Source organism: Marinospirillum minutulum DSM 6287 (assembly GCF_000422325.1).
GTDB classification, from domain to species: Bacteria; Pseudomonadota; Gammaproteobacteria; order Pseudomonadales; family Halomonadaceae; genus Marinospirillum; species Marinospirillum minutulum.
Map to the genome: position 1 here is coordinate 588789 of NZ_KE383818.1, position 19080 is coordinate 607868.

A 19080-nucleotide genomic window follows, 5' to 3' on the forward strand; every position below is an offset into this window, starting at 1 on the left:
AAACTTGTAGCCACTCTAAGCTATTGCTAAAGTAGCGGCCTCTTTGGGGAGTAGCCTGCTTCTATTATTTGGAAGAGTCCGTATCAACATACTTGGCCTTACGCCATGGTGCGGACACCGTTCGGTTGGCGAGACCATTGATCTATTCATGCCTTTAGTCGGGCGTGTGGATAGATCGTGGACTCAAACTGCCCGACCGGAGTTATTAGCATGAACCCTATCGCACTTCTTCTCTTGGCTTTTGCCATGTCCACAGATGCCTTTGCCGCTGCTATTGGTAAAGGCGCTAGTCTAAAAAAGCCTCAGTTTTCAGAAGCCCTAAGAATGGGGTTAATTTTTGGCAGCATTGAAGCAATAATGCCTTTAATTGGCTGGCTAATGGGTAAATCAACCCTTGCTTATGTAGAAACCTGGGCAGATTGGATTGCCTTCTTTTTGTTGGTTGCTTTGGGTTTGCACATGATTTATGCAGGGTTAAAACCCAGTTCAGAAGCAGCAGAAAAGCCTGCTAGACACTCTTTTCTTAAAGTTTCTTTAACCGCTTTAGGTACCAGCATTGATGCAATGGCGGTGGGTGTAGGCTTGGCCTTTATTAAGGTGAATATCTGGATAGCCGCAGGCCTAATAGGTTTAGCCACAACACTAATGGTGACGCTAGGCGTTATGATCGGCGGTGCGGTGAGTTCTTTGCTGGGTAATAGGGCTGAAATTTTTGGTGGTTTTACCCTAATAGGGGTGGGTGTTTGGATTTTGATTTAGGTTATAAGTAAACAACTATTCAGTATTTTAAGTTATAAGTAATTCTCGCTACTCTAGCCAGCAATAAGTTCTTAAAGAATAAAATTGTTGAGGTGTGAGAGAGCGATGTATAGCTACAATCAGGTTGACCAGCAGTTGGTTGATGAGCGGGTAGAGCAGTTTCGTGACCAAACGCGCCGTTATTTAGCCGGTGAATTGCCTGAAGAAGAGTTTTTGGCACTGCGTTTAATGAATGGTTTATACATTCAACGCCAAGCGCCTATGCTGCGTGTGGCGATTCCTTACGGTACTTTTTCTGCACCCCAGTTGCGTAGCTTAGCGCATATCGCCCGCACTTGGGATAAGGGCTACGGTCACTTTACTACCCGTACCAATATACAGTTTAACTGGCCTAAGCTAGAAGATGTGCCGGATATTCTAGCGGAACTGGCTAAGGTACAAATGCATGCCATTCAAACCTCGGGCAACTGCATTCGTAATACCACCACCGACCCTTTAGCAGGCGTGACCGATGATGAAATTGCTGACCCACGCCCTTGGTGTGAATTGATTCGCCAATGGTCAACTTTGCACCCTGAGTTTGCCTACCTTCCTCGTAAATTTAAAATTGCTGTCAGCGGCGGCCCTAATGATAGAGCTGCTAGCCGTGTGCATGACATAGGTTTAGAGCTGGTAAAAAACGCTGCTGGCGAAGTGGGCTTTAAAGTCTTGGTGGGCGGTGGTTTAGGTCGTACGCCCATTATTGGTAAGGTGGTGCGTGACTACCTAGAAGCAGAAGAATTGTTTTCTTATTTAGAAGCCATTCTGCGTATTTATAACCTAAAAGGCCGCCGTGACAATAAATACAAGGCACGGATTAAAATTTTAGTAGCGGCTTTAGGTATAGAAGAGTTTCAGCGTTTGGTTGAAGAAGAATGGCAGCACCTTAAAGGGGGTGAGCTGCGTTTAACGCCTGAAAAAATTAACCAAGTTGCAGCTCACTTTAAGCCTTTTACTTATGTTGAACAAAATCCTACCCAAGCAACGCAAACGGCAGCAGATTTAGCAGCGGCTTTTGCTGAACACCCTGACTTTAAAGTTTGGTATGAACGCAACACCCAAGCCCATAAAGTAGCGGGTTATCGCATTGTGCATATTTCACTTAAGCCTTTATTGGGTGCGCCGGGTGATATTTCTGACCAGCAGATGGATGCGGTTGCCAACCTAGCCGAAGCTTTTAGTTTTAATGAAATTCGAGCCACGCAAGACCAAAACCTAGTGCTAACAGATGTTCAAGAAAAAAACTTGTTAGCTGTGTGGCAGGGTTTGGTGGCTGCCAACTTAGCCAGAGCCAATATTAATACCCTAACCGATAGCATTGTTTGCCCCGGCTGGGACTTTTGTGCGCTGGCGAATGCTAAAACGCTGAATATTAATGAGCAGATTAACCAAGCTTTTGATGATTTAGATTACCTCTACGATTTAGGCGATATTCAGCTGAATATATCTGGCTGTATTAATGCCTGTGCCCATCACCATATTGGGCATATTGGTATTTTAGGTGTCGATAAAAAAGGCGAAGACTGGTACCAAATTACCTTGGGTGGTTCTGCGACTGAAGAAGCCCGTTTAGGTAAGGTGTTAGGTAGAGCCGTGCCAGCCGATACCGTGGCAGAAACGCTTAAAACCATTTTAGCGACCTACCTTACAGTGCGTAAAGCCGATGAAAGCTTTATTCAAGCCGTAGATAGGCTGGGTATTCAACCCTTTAAAGAAGCCGTTTATCACTAGGTTTTAGGAGTGAAAAAAATGCCATTAATTATTAATCGACAAATTCAAAATGAAGATGCTTGGCAGTTTATTGATTCAGAAGATTTTCAAGCCGAACAAGTAAGCGCATCTGCCAATCAAGCCTTAGTTTTACCCGCAGAAAAGTTGGCAGACGTTTCACCAGAAACCTTAGAGCAGCTAGGTGCAGCTAAAAAACTAGGCGCTTCTTTAACCACGGAACAAGACCATGAATTACTGCTGCCTTACTTAGATAAGCTGGCTTTAATTGCCATAGAATTTTTGGTGTTTCGTGATGGGCGAGGTTTTAGCCAGGCGCGCTTATTACGCCGTGCGGGTTTTAAAGGCGAGTTAAGAGCAGTAGGGGAAGTGGCGCGTGACCGCTTGGCGCACTTAGAAAGCTGTGGTTTTGATGCTTTTGTTATTCCAGAAGAGCGCTTTAAAGCAGAAGATTTAACCGCCTTTGTTGAAGTAGGCGTGAGTTATCAGCAGCCTAATATTCAGCAACCTTTAAAAAAGGAGGTTGCAAGTGACATCGCTTGAAGACTTTTTAACTTCACCAAAAGAACAGCCTAGCCAACCTTTAACGCCTGAGTTAGAAAAAAAGCTAGCGACTACGCTGGAACGCTTAAAAACAGCCCTTGCTGACTATGGTGAAGGCTTAACTTTTGCTAACAGCTTGGGAGCGGAAGATGCTTTGCTCACTGGCTTAATTGGCAAGTATTTAACCACCGATAAGCAACCAAGCATTCAGCAATTTGTATTGGATACAGGGCGCTTGCCAGAAGAAACCCTGACCTTGTTAGCTAAGGTGCAAACTAAGTGGCCGCAACTGAACATTAAAATTTATTACCCCAACAATGAACAGCTGCAAGGTTGGGTCACTAAAGAAGGTGTGAATGCTTTTTATCGCACTCAAGAGTTACGCCAAAGCTGCTGCCAAGTGCGAAAATTAGAACCTTTACGCCGTGCGTTAAAAGGCAAAACAGCTTGGATTACTGGTTTAAGGCGAGAGCAGTCGGTAACCCGTGAAGCCCTAGATTACAGCCAGTGGGATGCCACCAACGGTTTACAAAAGCTTAGCCCTTTATTTGATTGGAGCGAAGCCGAAGTTTGGGCAGTGATTCACGCCTTAAAATTACCTTATAACAGCCTGCACGATAGCCATTATCCCAGCATTGGCTGTGCGCCTTGTACACGAGCGGTTCAGCCCAATGCTGACCCACGTTCTGGGCGTTGGTGGTGGGAAAACCCCGAAACCCGTGAATGCGGTTTGCATTCAGCCGCTAGTCTTATTGCGGTGGAAGGCTAAGCATGGATTACCTACCCTTATTTTTTAACTTAAAAAACCGCCCAGTATTATTGATTGGTGGCGGTGAGGTGGGCTTGCGTAAAGCACGCTTATTAGTGCGTGCTGGCGCTAGGTTGCAAGTAGTTAGCCATGAAGTTCACCCTGAGCTAGAAGAATTATTAGCTGCTAGCCAAGGCAAGTTAGTAGCAAATGATTACCATAAAGACCAGCTAGAGGGCGTGGTATTGGTGGTGGCGGCTACCGATGATGAAGCCGTGAATCAACAAGTGCATACCGATTGTGTGGCAAGAAATCTGCCAGTGAATGTGGTGGATAATCCCGCCCTGTGTAGTTTTATTGTGCCAGCGATAGTGGATAGGTCACCGGTGGTGATAGGTATTTCTTCAAGCGGCCAAGCGCCTGTTTTAGCCAGGTTATTAAGAGCCAAATTAGAAAGTATTCTACCCACTCGCTACAGTGATTTAGGCCAGCTAGCAGCGCGTTTTCGTAATGCTGTAAAAACACGTTTTAGCGATATCAACCAAAGGCGCAAATTTTGGGAAACGGCTTTTCAAGGCAGCGTTGCCGAAAGGGTGTTTAATGGCCAAATGCCAGAAGCTGAAAAACTCTTACAGCAACAGTTGGAAGACAGTGATACCCGTCGTCCCGTAGGCGAAGTTTATTTAGTGGGCGCTGGGCCAGGCGACCCAGAACTATTAACCTTTAAAGCCTTGCGCCTAATGCAACAGGCTGATGTAGTGCTTTATGATCGGCTGGTGTCGGCTGAGGTGTTAGATTTATGCCGCCGAGATGCCGAGCTGATTTATGTCGGTAAAAAGCGTGATAAGCATGCTGTTCCCCAGCCCGATATTAACCGTTTATTAGTTGAAAAAGCCCTAGCAGGGCAGCGAGTAGTGCGCTTAAAAGGCGGTGACCCTTTTGTGTTTGGGCGAGGTGGCGAAGAGTTGGAAGAGCTTAAAGCCGCTGGCGTACCTTTTCAAGTCGTGCCGGGAATTACTGCCGCCAATGCCTGTTCTGCCTATGCCGGTATTCCCTTAACCCACCGAGATTATGCCCAATCGGTTAAGTTAATTACCGGCCAGCTAAAAAACCGTACCAGCGATTTAAACTTTGCTGAAATGATAGCGCCTAACCAAACCTTGGTGTTTTACATGGGGCTACACACCTTAGAACTTCTGGTTGCTGGCCTAGTAGAAAAGGGCAAACCTGCCAGCACGCCCATAGCCTTAGTTTCACAAGGCAGCACACCCCAACAAAGGGTTTTAACTGGCAGGTTAGACAGCATAGTCGCTAAACAAGCGATTGCACAATTACCCGCACCGGCGATTATTATTGTCGGCGAAGTAGTGGCACTGCATGACAAATTGGCTTGGTTTAATACAGGGAAGAACACAGAAAATAAGGAAGAGAACAAAGAAGAGATAGTTGCTTAAGGCTAGTCTCCTTGTTTTGTAACAAAAATCCTGACTCTTATTTGATATGTCCATATTATTGGAAATATAGATATTTGAGGAGTGTTAAATGAAAACTGAACAAGCGATGGCGAGTTTTGCAGCACTGTCGCAACCAACACGTTTAGCGGCTTTTAAGTTGTTGGTTCGCCATGAGCCAGAAGGGTTGCCAGCGGGTGAAATAGCAACGCTGTTAGATATACCACACAACACCTTGTCTGCGCATTTGTCGGTGCTTGCCCGTGCAGAATTGGTACTTTCGCAACGCCAAAGCCGTTCCATTATTTACCGCGCAAACCTTGATGCTATTCAAGCGGTTATTCAATTTTTAGTGAATGACTGTTGTGTTGCAGATTCAGTGACTTGCACACCTTTGGAGTCGACCAGGAGTTTTTGCCAACCCCAACAAAAGAAGCCTGAAAACTTATGAAAGTACAAATTTATCACAACCCCAACTGCGGTACGTCACGCAATGTTTTAGCCATGCTAGAAGCCTCTGGTAAAACGCCTGAAGTGATTGAATACCTTGTAACGCCACCTAGCCGTGAACGCCTAGAAGCATTACTTGCAATGATGAAAATAACACCGCGTGCGCTATTGCGTCGTAAAGGCACGCCTTATGATGAATTAGACCTTGATAATGCTGTGTTAAACGATGAACAACTTATTGATGCGATGATGGCACACCCCATTTTGATTAATCGCCCGATTGTGGTGATGGGTGATAAAGCGAGTTTATGCCGCCCATCTGAAAGTGTTTTAGCGTTACTTGAGCAATCTTCCATTTAATTAATACCAAGGGTTTTTATGATGACTGAATCGGTCAATTTATCAGCGCCTAGCACGGCAGAAGGTATGGGCATTTTTGGGCGTTTTCTTACGCTTTGGGTCGCTTTAGCCATTGTGGGTGGCATATTGATTGGGCAGTTTATACCCGCTGTTCCCGAGACTTTGGTGCGTTTTGAATATGCCCAAGTGTCTATTCCCGTTGCGCTATTAATTTGGGCGATGATTTTCCCTATGATGGTGCAGGTTGATTTTACCTCTGTTTTAGCTGTGCACCGTCAGCCTAAGGGGCTGATTATTACCACAAGCGTCAATTGGTTAATCAAGCCTTTTACAATGTTTGCTATTGCTTGGTTCTTTTTTACCGTTGTTTTTGCGTCTTTTATTCCTGTTGAACGGGCTAGCGAATACCTAGCCGGTGCCATTTTACTGGGTGCGGCGCCTTGTACGGCAATGGTTTTTGTTTGGAGTTATTTAACTAGGGGGGATGCTGCTTATACTTTAGTTCAGGTGGCGCTCAATAATTTAATTATGCTATTTGCCTTTGCACCGTTAGTGATTTTCTTATTAGGTATTTCTAACATTCAAGTACCTTGGAATACAGTTTTATTATCGGTGCTGCTTTACATAGTTATACCGTTAAGTGCCGGTTATATAACACGCCAATTCATTATAAAGCGTCGTGGTATTGATTGGTTAACGAATGTTTTTTTAAAGCATTTAGAACCGATTCCACAACTGGGTTTAATTATTACCTTGGTCTTGCTGTTTTCTTTTCAGGGTGATGTGATTGTTGCTAATCCGCTAGATATTTTATTAATCGCTATTCCGCTAACCCTTCAAACATTTTTTATTTTCTTTATTGCCTACGGTTGGGCGAAAGCTTGGAAAGTACCGCATAACATTGCTGCACCGGCCGGTTTAATTGGTTCCAGTAACTTTTTTGAATTGGCTGTTGCCGTTGCTATTGCACTGTTTGGTTTACAGCCTGGTGCTGCTTTAGCCACGGTGGTAGGTGTTTTGGTAGAAGTACCGGTGATGCTGGCTTTGGTGCGTATTGCTAACAAAACCCGTTATCAGTTTTTGGTGAATTAAATCCTCGCTCTATTCAGAACAGTGGTTGATGAAGCCGAGCACCAGTTACGCTTTTTTGACACCTCCTTACTGTACCTAAAAAAAACCAATATTTTATTGTGTAGATTGTTTACAATAAGCAACTGGAAGGTAATTTTTTTGGGTGTTTTGTTGATAAGAAGGAGTTGTCATGAAGGCTATGTTTGCGCTAGGTGTCGCATTATTAAACCGTTTGCGTTATCCACGTAAGTTTTTGTTTATTGGTATTTTGTTTCTTGTACCGCTTCTGCTCTTGGGCTATTTGCTAATACAAGAAGTGAACGAGCGTATTGATTTTATGGAGCAGGAGCAACCTGGTATTGAGTACATAGCCCAGCTGCGTGAAATTATTCAACCCATGCAACAACACCGGGGTATGTCGTCTGCAATACTCGGCGGTGACAACACATTGCGTGGCGAGTTAACTAAACAAGCCGCTAATATTGACCAAGCTATGGCTAGGTTGCAGGCGTTAGATCAACGCTATAATTTACGGCTTAAGACTGAAAATCGTTTTGCCAGCTTGCAGCGTGATTGGACCGCATTAAAGCAAGAATTTAATGGCTTAACTCAAGCCCAAAGCTTTCAAAAACACACAGCACTGATTACTAATATGCTGGAGTTTATTCACCACCTTGCCAATACTTCCAATCTTATTTTGGCATCTAAAATGGATACCTACTATCTAGTTGATACGCTAGTAAACCATTTACCAAAGCTAACTGAAGATACAGGCCAATCACGGGCGCTAGGTTCAGCTATTATTGTTGAAGGCAGGTATACACCAGAGAACTGGCAGCGCCTTTTAGGTGCTTCGCAACGTATAGCTGAGGCAGAAAAAAACCTATTACGTGGTATACAAGCTGTACTAGATGAGAACCCTAGCTTAACCAGTCGCTTACAACAGCCCGCCGATAAAATGTTTCTTGCAACCAGCACCTATAACACTAGCCTAAGAAATATGCTGGAAAAAGATGAAGTAACGGCTAACTTAGATGTGTTTTTTAACCAAGCAACTCAAACAATCGACAACGTATTTCATTTGTTTGATCTAGTTGCACCTTCCCTTGATGGCTTATTAACCCAGCGTATCGCCGATTACAAACTTATTCGAACCCTTACGCTTACAGTTATGTTGCTTGTGCTAGTAGGTATTATTTATATCTTTATCTCTTTTTACTTATCGGTTATGCAATCCATTACCGAGTTGCGTAAGGGTATAGAGCAGCTAGCCACGGGCGATTTAACTACTCACATTAAACTTGCTACCTGTGATGAAACCCACCTAATTGCTCAGCAAGCCAATGCTATGGCACAGCAGTTTCGTGAGCTAGTGAATAAGGTTATAGATTCAACACAACTCGTTGCAGCCGCCGCAGACCAGTTAGCTGAAACGAGTGAAAAAACCAATCAAGGACTGAATGAGCAAAAGCTACAAACCGATCAGGTTGCCACAGCAATGAATGAAATGAGTGCCACAGTGCAAGAAGTGGCACAAAGTGCCGCAGCGACTTCTGAAGCAACGCATAGTGCGCAACAAGAAGTTAACCGTGGCAATGAGGTGGTTAGTAACACGGTGCAAACCATCAATACGCTAGCCAGTGAAATACAAGCAACGGCTGAACTAGTGCATAAGCTAGGAGAGCAGAGTGATGATATTGGACAAGTAGTGGATGTGATTCGAGGTATAGCAGAACAAACCAATCTCTTGGCTTTAAACGCAGCCATAGAAGCAGCCCGAGCGGGTGAACAGGGCCGAGGTTTTGCAGTAGTAGCGGATGAAGTGCGTACCTTAGCGGGCCGTACTCAGCAGTCCACCCAAGAAATTCAGCAGATGATTGAACAGCTGCAAGCAGGCGCACAAAAAGCCATGCAGGCAATGCAAGCCAGTGAAAACAGAACAAATGAGGGTGTGGCCAAGGCAGCCAGTGCAGGTGATTCCTTAGGGTCTATTCACAGTTCGGTAAATACCATTACCGATATGAGTGCACAAATTGCTAGTGCAGCCGAACAGCAGTCGGCAGTTGCTGAGGAAATTAACCGCAATATTATTGAAATTGCTGATATTGCTGACCAAAACTCAACGGCATCTAACCAAACGGCTAGCGCTAGTGCTGAATTATCACGCTTATCGAACGAGCTTAAAAAAATGGTGGCTGTATTTAATACCTAGTTAATTTTTTAGACTCTACAGTCTTGCAAATTCAACGCCTTAACTATACTCTTAGTACTTACTGTACCAAATGGTATTTTTTAGGGGTTGAAGATGCAAAAAACTAGGCGTAGCAATAATTCGCATGAAGTAATTTTAGATGCTGCCCAAAAGGTAGCGGTTGAAAAGGGTGCAGGTAAAGTCAGTTTAGACTCGGTTGCAAAAGAAGCCGGTTTAACTAAAGGCGGTGTACTGTATAACTTCCCTAGTAAAGAAGCGCTAATTGGTGGCATGTTAGAACGCTTAATGGCAACCTACACGCCTAGGGTTGCTGAGCAAGAAGCAAAGTTGCTGGATCAGCCCAACCCAACACTTCAGTCAGTTTTTCATGTTATTAGAGAGCTTGAAGAAGTTGATCATAATATACCTATGGCAATTCTGGCGGCAGCAGCACACAATTTAGACCTACTTAAACCTTTAAGAGAAGAAACCGACCGCCGTTTACAAAAAATCCGCAACCAAGCCACCGCACCAGACGAAGCAACCCTTTTGTGGGCAGCAGGAGAAGGTTTAATGTTGATGGATATGCTGGGTTTACTTCCCTTTGATGCTAAGAAAAAAACACAACTTCTCGAAGTCTTAGAATTAAAAGCCCAGGAAAAACTCTAATGAACAAAACACTTAAGTTAGCTTTTTTTGTTTGTACTCTAAGTTTATTAGGGCTAACCACCAGCCAGGCTAAGGATAATCCCAGCCTTTCTACTAGCGCTCAAGCAGTATCCAGTGTACGTGTTGAAACCCTTGGTGAACTTGCACCGGCTATCAGTCGCCGTTTTGTTGGTCGAGTTGATGCTGTCAGTAATGTCAATTTGTCTTTCCAAGTAGCGGGTCGTTTAATTAACCTACCTGTTAAACAAGGGCGTTTGCTGCCTAAAGGTAGCTTGTTGGCTGAGTTGGATGCCACCGACTATAAGCTAGCTTTAGAGCAGGCAGAGGTTCGCTTAAAGCAAGCCCAACGGGATGTTGACCGTAAGCACTCACTATTAAAAACTAACTCTATTCCTCGTGCAGTGGTTGATGAGGCAGAAGATCAGCTACGCCTAGCAGAGCTAGCAGTAGAAGCCGCAGAACGTAATTTATCTTACACTCGCTTAGAAGCACCCTCCGATGTGTTAATTACACGCCGCCTAGCTGATCGTTATGGCAATTTAGCAGCAGGTACGCCAGTTGTTAGAGTGCAAGATGTAACGGAATTTCGTGCGCATATTAGCGTGCCAGAAGACTTGGTTCGCTTGGTAAGTAATCCTGATTACATTAAGGCTAAGTTACTCTTACCTAATGATGAAGAAACCTCCATTCCACTTGAATACCGTGAACATGCGACTGAGCCAGACCAAGTAGTTCAAACCTACCAGGTTACCTTTGGTTTTGAGCGTCCTAAAGACTTAAATTTGTTGCCAGGTATGACAGTTACGGTGGTAGTAAATGCTGATCCTCTTCTTTACCCAGCCGATCAACTCGATGTAGCACTGTCCGCTTTAAATACTGCTAATGATGGAAGCTACTTCCTTTGGGTTTTTGATCCAGCGCTAGGGCAGGTAACTAAGCGCCAAGCTAAGGTGGGGCGTGTTAGTGGTGATAGGGTAGAGCTTCTTTCTGGTGCCAAAGCCGGTGAGCAGGTAATTACTTCTGGTGGTTCACACTTACGTGAAGGCATGAAGGTTAAACCCTTCAGCCACTTTTAGGGAGTGCTTTAATGGATATTGCACGTCTTTCAATTCAGCGGCCAATCAATACTTGGTTGCTCATTTTACTTTGTTTATTGGGCGGTATCTGGGCGTTAATGACGCTAGGGCGTTTAGAAGACCCAGCTTTTACCATTAAGCAAGCGGTAGTGGTAACTGCCTACCCTGGTGCTACGGCACTTGAAGTAGAAGAGGAAGTAACCGAGCTAATGGAGTCTGCGATTCAGCAGCTACCTCAGCTAGATTTTATTGAATCTCGCTCTATGCCCGGCATGTCAGAAATTACGGTCGAAATTAAAGATACCTACAAAGGCCATGAAATAGAGCAAATTTGGGATGAGTTACGCCGTAAGGTGAATGATGCTCAGGTTTCCTTGCCGTCTAAAGCTTACCCTCCCAAGGTTGTTGATGACTTTGGTGATGTGTTTGGTATTTTTTACGCGGTTACAGCCGAAGGTTTTAGTGACAGTGAAATACGAGACTTAGCACGCTTTTTACGCCGAGAATTATTAACTGTACCGGGGGTTGCCAAAGTTAGTACAGCAGGTGAACCTAAAGAAAGTATTTATATTGAAATTTCTCACGAAAAACTGGTACGCCTTGGTTTACCTATAGAGCTAGTCCTTAATACTTTGCAAACCGAAAATTCAGTTGAAGATGCGGGTGAAGTAAGAGTCGCAGACCAGCAGGTGCGTTTAGTAACGCCCCCTGGTTTAGATACCCTAGCCAGTTTAGAGGCATTAAGGGTGGGTCGCCCCGGTACTACAGAACAAATTAGTTTAATTGATCTAGCTAAGGTCAATAGAACAGCAACAGAAAAGCCCAGCCATCTTATTCGATTTAATGGAAAAGCAGCCTTTACCCTAGCAGTGGCAGGGGTAGCAGATACCAATATTGTTAAAGTTGGGCAGGCAGTTGATGCACATTTAGCCAGCTTGCAAAGCCGTATTCCTTTGGGTGTAGAGCTTCAGCCTATTTATGAGCAGCATCAGGTTGTTGAAGAAGCAATAGATAGCTTTATGCTCAATCTAGTGTCTTCGGTTGCCATAGTAATAGGTGTCTTGTGCATTTTTATGGGCTGGCGTGTTGGTGTGGTGGTGGGTATGACACTACTGCTAACCGTATTAGGCACTACCTTCTTTATGAAAATCTTCCACATAGAAATGGAGCGTGTCTCTTTAGGGGCATTGATTATTGCCATGGGGATGTTGGTTGATAATGCCATAGTGGTTGCTGAGGGTATGCTAATTAATATGCAGCGGCGTATTAAAGCCATAGATGCTGCAAGTGATGCGGTCAAACGCACTCAGCTACCATTATTAGGGGCAACGGTTATAGGCATTATGGCTTTTGCTGGTATCGGTTTATCACCCGATGCAACAGGTGAGTTTTTATTCTCTTTATTTGCCGTTATAGGTATTTCACTGCTACTAAGTTGGTTGTTAGCCGTGACAGTGACGCCCTTATTGGGTTTTTACCTTTTTCGTAGTGTGTCCTCCGAAGGTGATCAAAAAGACCCCTATGCAGGCAAGGTGTATGGCTGGTATTTGAGTTTGCTAGATAAGGTTTTAAAAGCACGACGTACAACCCTATTGGTTTTGGTTGCCATTACCTTGGGTAGTTATGCTGGTTTTGGTTGGGTAAGTCAGGTGTTTTTCCCTACCGCTAATAACCCGATGTTCTATTTGAATTACCACCTGCCCCAAGGCACTGATATTCGTGCTACAGCTAGGGATATTCAGGCAATAGAGCAAAGGGTGTTAGAAAAGTCAGAAGTCGTTAGTGTGGCTAGCTTTATAGGCCAAGGTGCCAGCCGCTTTATGCTGACTTATGTACCCGAGCGGTTAGATTCTTCCTATGCTCAATTAATTATACGTGTCACTGACCGAGATTTAATTGATGGTTTAGCTGATGAGCTAAGAGCAGAGTTAAGAAAGGATTACCCTAGCGCAGAAATTTACACTGAACGCCTAGTCTTTGGGCCAGGAAGTGGTGCAAAACTACAAGCAAGGTTTGCTGGTTCTGATGCTGCTGTATTAAGGGAGCTAGCAAAGCAAGCGGTGGATATTTTGGAGTTGGATCCAAAAGTTACTGATATACGCCATAACTGGCGAGAGCAAGAGCTAACGCTGGTGCCTAGCTTTAATGAAGAGCGTGCTCGCTATGCTGGTATAAGCCGTAAAGATTTAGCGACTACCTTAAAGTTCTCTACTGAAGGTGTTAGGGCAGGGACTTACCGTGAAGGGGTTGAGCAGCTACCTATAGTCGCTCGTCCGCCAGAAAGTGAGCGTTTAGATGCTGGCCGTTTACAAGATCGCTTAATTTGGAGCAGTGTTGATGGTGCTTATGTACCCTTGGCACAAGTGGTTGATAGCTTCGATCTGTTACCTGAAGAAGCGCGAATTAACCGCCGTAATCGCCTAAGAACCTTAACAGTTGAAGCTGAACCGAGTAGTAGCGCAACGGTTAATGAGGCGTTTGAAGCAATTAAAGCGAAGGTGGAAGCCATTCCTTTACCTGAGGGCTACCATTTAGATTGGGGCGGTGAATACGAAAGCTCTGGCAAGGCACAAGCTTCTTTAGCCTCTCAATTACCACTTAGCTTTGTAGTAATGCTAGTGGTTACTGTTTTGCTTTTTGGTCGTTTAAAGCAACCTTTAGTTATTTGGCTAGTTGTACCCATGGCGGCTACAGGGGTAATTATCGGTCTACTTGTTACTAGCTTACCTTTTAGCTTTACAGCCCTGCTAGGTTTATTAAGCTTGTCTGGTATGTTAATGAAAAACGCCATAGTGCTAGTGGATGAAATAGACTTGCAGGTGGCTGCAAAAGATGATGCCCTAGCAGCATTAAAAAATGCCAGTGTTAGTCGTTTGCGCCCAGTCTTTTTAGCTGCTGGTACTACCATTTTGGGTATGCTGCCTTTATTAACGGATGCTTTTTTCTCTAGTATGGCTGTCACAATTATGGGTGGTTTGCTTTTTGCTACCTTGCTAACCCTAGTGGCTGTTCCCGTTTTATATGCCAGTTTAATACTTAAAAAATAAGGGTAACTAATCACTAAAACCTAGTAACTTTAAGGCTGTCATGCATAATTTAATATTATGTACTGGCAGCTTTTTAATGTTTAAAAATTATTATTTCTTGCCTTGCTGTAAATAGCTGCGTAGTATTGGCGGCCAATTTTAAAATCACGTTGGAAATAATGCCCGATACTGCTACAGCTTCTCCTCAAACTCATGTACCTCCCACCTATAACCGCTACGGCGATCCAGTTGTTTTAACCTTAACCATGGGCTTTATTGGCCTGTTTCTTGGCTGGTCTATTTTTGACACAGCTGGGCTAACTGCTTTTATTGGCGAAGGTTTTGCTTGGACTGCTAAGTATTTAGGTTCATTTTTTCAAGCCATATTAATTGGAACCTTTTTTATTGCTTTGGGCGTTGCCGTGTCACGCGCTGGTCAAGCCAAGGTAGGTAATTTAGATAAGCCAGAAATTAGCACCTTCCGCTGGTTATCAATGATTATGTGTACTCTTCTAGCCGGTGGTGGGGTGTTTTTTGCTGCAGGTGAGCCGGTTTATCATTTTGTGGTTACACCACCGGCCTTTACTACGGAGGCTGGTACGGCAGAAGCGATAGCACCTGCTTTATCACAGGCCTTTATGCATTGGGGCTTTTTAGCTTGGGCAGTTTTAGGCTCTTTAACAGCCATCGTCTTGGCACATGCTCACTATGTACAAGGCAAGCCGTTACAGCCACGTACGCTTTTACACCCAGTATTTGGTGATTGGATACTGACTAGCTGGTTAGGTGGTGTGGTTGATGCGCTTTGTGTTATTGCCATAGTTGCGGGCACAGTTGGCCCCATAGGTTTCTTAGCTACTCAAATGAGTTTTGGTCTACAACAACTTTTTGGTTTGGCCAATGGATTCACAACGCAGCTTATTATTTTAATGCTGCTAGCGGTTATCTACATCACCTCCGCTATGACGGGTGTTCATAAAGGCATTCAAATATTAAGCCGTTTCAATGTATTTCTAGCCTTGGGTATAGGTGCGGTTATTTTTATTTTTGGCCCCACGCTCTTTTTAACCAATGTTTATTTACAGTCCATGGGTGAGTACCTTACTTCTTTTATGGCTATGGCAACCATGACGAATGAAACCGCCCCTGACTGGTGGATGAAATGGTGGACGGTCTTTTTCTTTGCTTGGTTTATTGGCTATGCACCACTGATGGCAATTTTTGTGGCACGTATTTCTCGTGGTCGTACTATTCGTCAAATGATAGTGGCAGTTGCAGTGCTAGCGCCCATAGCGACTACCATTTGGTTTACGCTTTTAGGTGGTTCAGGTATTTATTATGAGTTAACAGGTGTTGTTAACCTGTCTGAAACCTTGCAAGGCTTTGCCTTTGATAAAGCCACCATTGCTGTTGCACAAGCTTTACCTGGCGGTACTTTTATGGCTGTAGCTATTTTGTTGCTAACTACCATTTTTGTAGCAACTACCGGTGATTCAATGAGTTATGCCATTGCTGTAGTCAGTGCTGGGCATGATCACCCTCATACTGCTATCCGTGCTTTTTGGGGTGGTGCTATGGCGATTATGGCGGGTGTGCTGCTTTATATGGGGGCTGGTCAAATAGGTGTGCTGCAACAGTTTATTGTTATTAGTGCAATACCTGTTTCATTAATTATTCTACCATCGCTTTGGGCAGGCCCTCAGGCTGCTTTTGCAATGGCAAGAGAGCAGCAGATTATTAACTAGTTGGCTTTTACTTAGTGACTAGCTGAGGTGATTAAAAAGCTCCAAGAATTTTGTTCTTGGAGCTTTTTTTGTAAGCGCCAGCTTAGCTGGTAACTTTAGTTTTCTATTCAGCTAATAGGTGTCTGGTTTCAAAGCCCATAATTAAGGAGCCCCAGCGTCTGCCAGAAATATATAAGGGAATAGATAGGTCGTTTAGGATTTCACCAGTATCACGTATAAAGGTTTGTAATAAGAAGGGACTGTCGTGGGTACAGCGGCGCTTTTCTGCTCTAGAGTCGAAGTAGATTCGCATTTGTCTTGAATTTAGGTTATCAACTGCTGGGTCACCGGTTCTTGGTTTAGATACTTTGGCATGGTGAATAGGAACATAGCCTTCGCTGGTAATCCCTACGGCATAAGCAAACTCGGGGTGTTTTTTTAAGAAGCCATCATACAAAGGCTGTAATACGCCTTCGGCAGCTTTAATGTAGCTGGTCATATAATGAATGTGCTTTTCATCTGGGTTAATGGCTTGGTAATTGGTATCAAATAAGTTAACGCCTTGTGCAGCTAAGCCCTCAAGTTTTTGGGTTATTTCTTCTGCGTAACTCAAACCAATTTGGGTAATGCGTTCAAATCCACCATAGCCAATAATAAAGCGAGATAGAAGTTCCTGAGTGCGCTGAGTTGCTGTTTCTAATTCATAGGCACTTTCACGCGAGAGTTCCATGTCTTCTTTTACTGAATGGGAGAGGTCAGCAATACTGGTAACATTTTGGTGGGTTAGGCGGTTGGTGTTGGAAAGTTGTTCTATGGCTGCAGAAATGGTGGTGAGCTGTTGGCTCATTTGTTCAAAGCCTGCAACCATTTCTATAAACTGATCACTGGTTCGTACCATAAAACCTTCGGCTTCTTGTACGTCACCTAAAATGGTATTAGACCCTACTTCTGTTTTCTTAACCAAGCCGGTCATTTCGGTAATGTTAGTATTAATTTGCTGCGTTGCTTGGCCAACTTTTTGCGCTAGGCTACGTACTTCATCTGCTACTACAGCAAAACCTCTACCTGCATCGCCAGCACGGGCTGCTTCAATAGAAGCATTGAGTGCTAAAAGGTTGGTTTGTTCTGAGAAGTCTTCGACCAGTCTAAGAATGGTGATGATGTTTTCTGAGTTTTGACTAAGAGTAGCTACGGTTTCTTGGAAACCTTTAGCGAGTTTGGTGACACCTTGGATTTGCTCAGAAACATCTTTTAATTCAGTGCTGGATTGGTGTATTTCTGCAAGGTTACGCTGAGTTTGATCACTGATATGGCTGGTATTTGAGGAGATTTCTTCTATAGCTTGGGTAGATTGGCTACTCGATTCAAATATTTGCTGGGCTTGCTCTTCTTGATGTAGAGAGGAAGCATTGGCTTGGTTGACCATTTTTTGCACTCGGGCTGCGTTGAGTGCCACATTAACTGAGTGATCCCTTGCTTCGTTAATCATCTCTTTTAACTGTCCAGAAAAATCATTGTAGCTGCGCGCCATTTCAGAAATTTCATCGTGGGTATAGTCAGGCAGGGTGGCAGAGATATCGCCATTTTTTTCGCGTATAGCCTGTAAAACCTTGGTGATATCTCGTACTGGTTTTACAAACAAGGAACGCATAAAAAATACAGTGAAGATGCCAACGGCTAGGGCTATTAGGCTAGATACACCCAGTAGCACCCAAAAGTTCATTAACATGGGGTAAAGCGCTGCTTGTTGCCCCACTGCAGTGATTTCTTTTTCTAACTTACCCAGCAAAACAACAGCTGAAATAACTAAAATGGCTTGGGGTAATAGCAGGGCAATAACATTGCCGACAATTTTTCGGGTAAGGGTGTACCAGAAGGCTTTTTCAATTGTTCGATATAAACTCATGGTCAATCTACTCTTGTTTTTGGAATTTGTAAGACCAGATCAACAATATGCCAGTTTATAACATGAATAAGAAGTGGGTTTAGACTAACGGGCTAGTGATTATTTGGAGCTTGTTATGTTATGTGTCGCCCGTAGTTTTTTGTGTGAAGAAAGGTTTTGTTAATGCTGCCTAATGAATGCACCTTTTATGATTTATGTTTAGTTTTAGGCAGTTTTTATCAAAAGTTGTTCTTTCGTCCAGCTAATTGCTAGGGCTTGGTTTTCATTGCTAGTAAATAACTGCCCAGCCTGAGGTTGAGCAAAGCAAGTATCACCTCTTTGCGGTTGCCAGTGGTTGTAGTGAGAATGGCTAATCACTACTTCCCATAAATCTTGGCTGTGCCAGCCTAGTGGTTCTAATTCAACACGCACTTCAGCACCAATTAAACTCACTGCTTTAATTTTTAGCGGCAGGTGGGCTGTTGCTGAAGGTTGGTTGCTTAGGCTGAGTTCATGGGAACGCAAGTAAAGCTGCCCAGCTTCTGCTTTGTACCCATCAGGAAAAGCCACCCAAGCCTTGCCTTGCTCTAGGCGATTGCTTTTTAAAGAAGACACTTCGCCTTCAAACACATTCACGCCCCCTAAAAAGTCATACACAAAACGGCTAGCAGGCTGCTGGTATAAATCTTGGGGTGTGGCTTCTTGTTCTATTTGCCCTTGGCTCATGACTACCACCCGATCAGAAACCTCTAAGGCTTCTTCTTGGTCGTGGGTAACAAACACGCTGGTAAAACCCAGCTCATCATGTAGGTTACGCAGCCAACGGCGCAGCTCTTTACGTACTTTGGCATCCAGCGCACCAAAGGGCTCATCCAGCAGTAGCACACGCGGTTGCATGGCTAGCGCACGCGCTAAAGCAATGCGCTGTTTTTGACCACCCGAAAGCTGGGCAGGGTAGCGGCTGGCTAAATGGCTCAGCTGAACTTTATCTAGCAATTCTGCGACCTGCTGTTTAATGGTTGCTTTAGTCGGGCGCTGCTTTTTAGGCAGTACATCTAAACCAAAAGCAACATTTTCGGCTACGGTCATGTGGCGAAATAAAGCGTAGTGCTGAAATACAAAGCCTACTTTGCGGTCTCTAACGTGCAGGTTAGTTACGTCTTTGCCGCTAAATAAAATTTGCCCTTGGTCGGCAGTTTCTAAGCCAGCAATAATACGCAGTAGGGTAGTTTTACCAGAACCCGAAGGCCCTAATAAGCCCACTAGCTCACCTTCGTTAATGGTTAAATCTAGCGGTTTAAGGGCTTGGAAATCACCAAACTGCTTACTAATCTGTTTAATCTGAATGCTCATAGAGTTT

General features: G+C 44.1%; 15 protein-coding genes and 1 riboswitch. Of the genes, 13 read left to right on the forward strand and 2 right to left on the reverse strand.

Annotated elements, in window-relative coordinates:
* The first annotated feature begins 38 nt into the window (after positions 1-38).
* Positions 39-200: riboswitch (yybP-ykoY riboswitch) on the forward strand.
* Between the two features lie 10 nt (positions 201-210).
* From H571_RS0112395 to H571_RS0112455, 13 genes are all read left to right on the forward strand, one after another.
* Entirely contained in the window at positions 211-759 is a 549-nt protein-coding gene (locus H571_RS0112395; protein WP_027849591.1) for a manganese efflux pump MntP, read from the forward strand.
* A 105-nt stretch (positions 760-864) separates the two neighbouring features.
* Positions 865-2529 carry a nitrite/sulfite reductase gene (locus H571_RS0112400; RefSeq protein WP_027849592.1) on the forward strand — a complete coding sequence of 555 codons (1665 nt, stop codon included), beginning with the start codon at positions 865-867 and terminating at the stop codon, positions 2527-2529.
* An 18-nt stretch (positions 2530-2547) separates the two neighbouring features.
* Positions 2548-3069 carry a DUF934 domain-containing protein gene (locus tag H571_RS0112405; RefSeq protein WP_027849593.1) on the forward strand — a complete coding sequence of 174 codons (522 nt, stop codon included), beginning with the start codon at positions 2548-2550 and terminating at the stop codon, positions 3067-3069.
* On the forward strand, positions 3056-3838 hold the full coding sequence (locus tag H571_RS0112410) for a phosphoadenylyl-sulfate reductase (protein WP_084482836.1): 783 nt from the start codon (positions 3056-3058) through the stop codon (positions 3836-3838). Before H571_RS0112405 ends, H571_RS0112410 begins: the two co-directional genes overlap by 14 nt.
* Before the next feature lie 2 nt (positions 3839-3840).
* Positions 3841-5271 carry a siroheme synthase CysG gene (cysG, locus tag H571_RS15150; protein WP_051168329.1) on the forward strand — a complete coding sequence of 477 codons (1431 nt, stop codon included), beginning with the start codon at positions 3841-3843 and terminating at the stop codon, positions 5269-5271.
* A gap of 88 nt (positions 5272-5359) precedes the next feature.
* On the forward strand, positions 5360-5719 hold the full coding sequence (locus H571_RS0112420; protein ID WP_027849595.1) for an ArsR/SmtB family transcription factor: 360 nt from the start codon (positions 5360-5362) through the stop codon (positions 5717-5719).
* Positions 5716-6078, forward strand: a complete 363-nt coding sequence (gene arsC, locus H571_RS15155) for an arsenate reductase (glutaredoxin) (RefSeq protein WP_051168330.1) — start codon at positions 5716-5718, stop codon at positions 6076-6078. The genes H571_RS0112420 and arsC overlap by 4 nt, the downstream gene beginning before the upstream one ends.
* Positions 6079-6099: 21 nt before the next feature.
* Complete coding sequence (gene arsB, locus H571_RS0112430; RefSeq protein WP_027849596.1) at positions 6100-7170, forward strand: ACR3 family arsenite efflux transporter; 1071 nt, start codon at positions 6100-6102, stop codon at positions 7168-7170.
* A gap of 169 nt (positions 7171-7339) precedes the next feature.
* Entirely contained in the window at positions 7340-9361 is a 2022-nt protein-coding gene (locus H571_RS0112435; RefSeq protein WP_027849597.1) for a methyl-accepting chemotaxis protein, read from the forward strand.
* Positions 9362-9454: 93 nt separating this feature from the next.
* Entirely contained in the window at positions 9455-10009 is a 555-nt protein-coding gene (locus tag H571_RS0112440; RefSeq protein ID WP_027849598.1) for a TetR/AcrR family transcriptional regulator, read from the forward strand.
* Positions 10009-11085 carry an efflux RND transporter periplasmic adaptor subunit gene (locus H571_RS0112445; RefSeq protein WP_027849599.1) on the forward strand — a complete coding sequence of 359 codons (1077 nt, stop codon included), beginning with the start codon at positions 10009-10011 and terminating at the stop codon, positions 11083-11085. Before H571_RS0112440 ends, H571_RS0112445 begins: the two co-directional genes overlap by 1 nt.
* An 11-nt stretch (positions 11086-11096) precedes the next feature.
* Entirely contained in the window at positions 11097-14132 is a 3036-nt protein-coding gene (locus H571_RS0112450; RefSeq protein WP_027849600.1) for an efflux RND transporter permease subunit, read from the forward strand.
* A 158-nt stretch (positions 14133-14290) separates the two neighbouring features.
* On the forward strand, positions 14291-15856 hold the full coding sequence (locus tag H571_RS0112455; protein ID WP_036218212.1) for a BCCT family transporter: 1566 nt from the start codon (positions 14291-14293) through the stop codon (positions 15854-15856).
* Between the two features lie 103 nt (positions 15857-15959).
* Here H571_RS0112455 and H571_RS0112460 read toward each other — a convergent pair whose 3' ends face one another.
* Together H571_RS0112460 and H571_RS0112465 are read right to left on the reverse strand one after the other, a co-directional pair.
* The gene (locus H571_RS0112460; RefSeq protein WP_027849602.1) at positions 15960-17741 is read right to left on the reverse strand and encodes a methyl-accepting chemotaxis protein; all 1782 of its coding nucleotides are present in this window, start codon (positions 17739-17741) and stop codon (positions 15960-15962) included.
* A 204-nt stretch (positions 17742-17945) separates the two neighbouring features.
* Positions 17946-19073 carry a sulfate/molybdate ABC transporter ATP-binding protein gene (locus H571_RS0112465; protein ID WP_027849603.1) on the reverse strand — a complete coding sequence of 376 codons (1128 nt, stop codon included), beginning with the start codon at positions 19071-19073 and terminating at the stop codon, positions 17946-17948.
* Between the last annotated feature and the right edge of the window lie 7 nt (positions 19074-19080).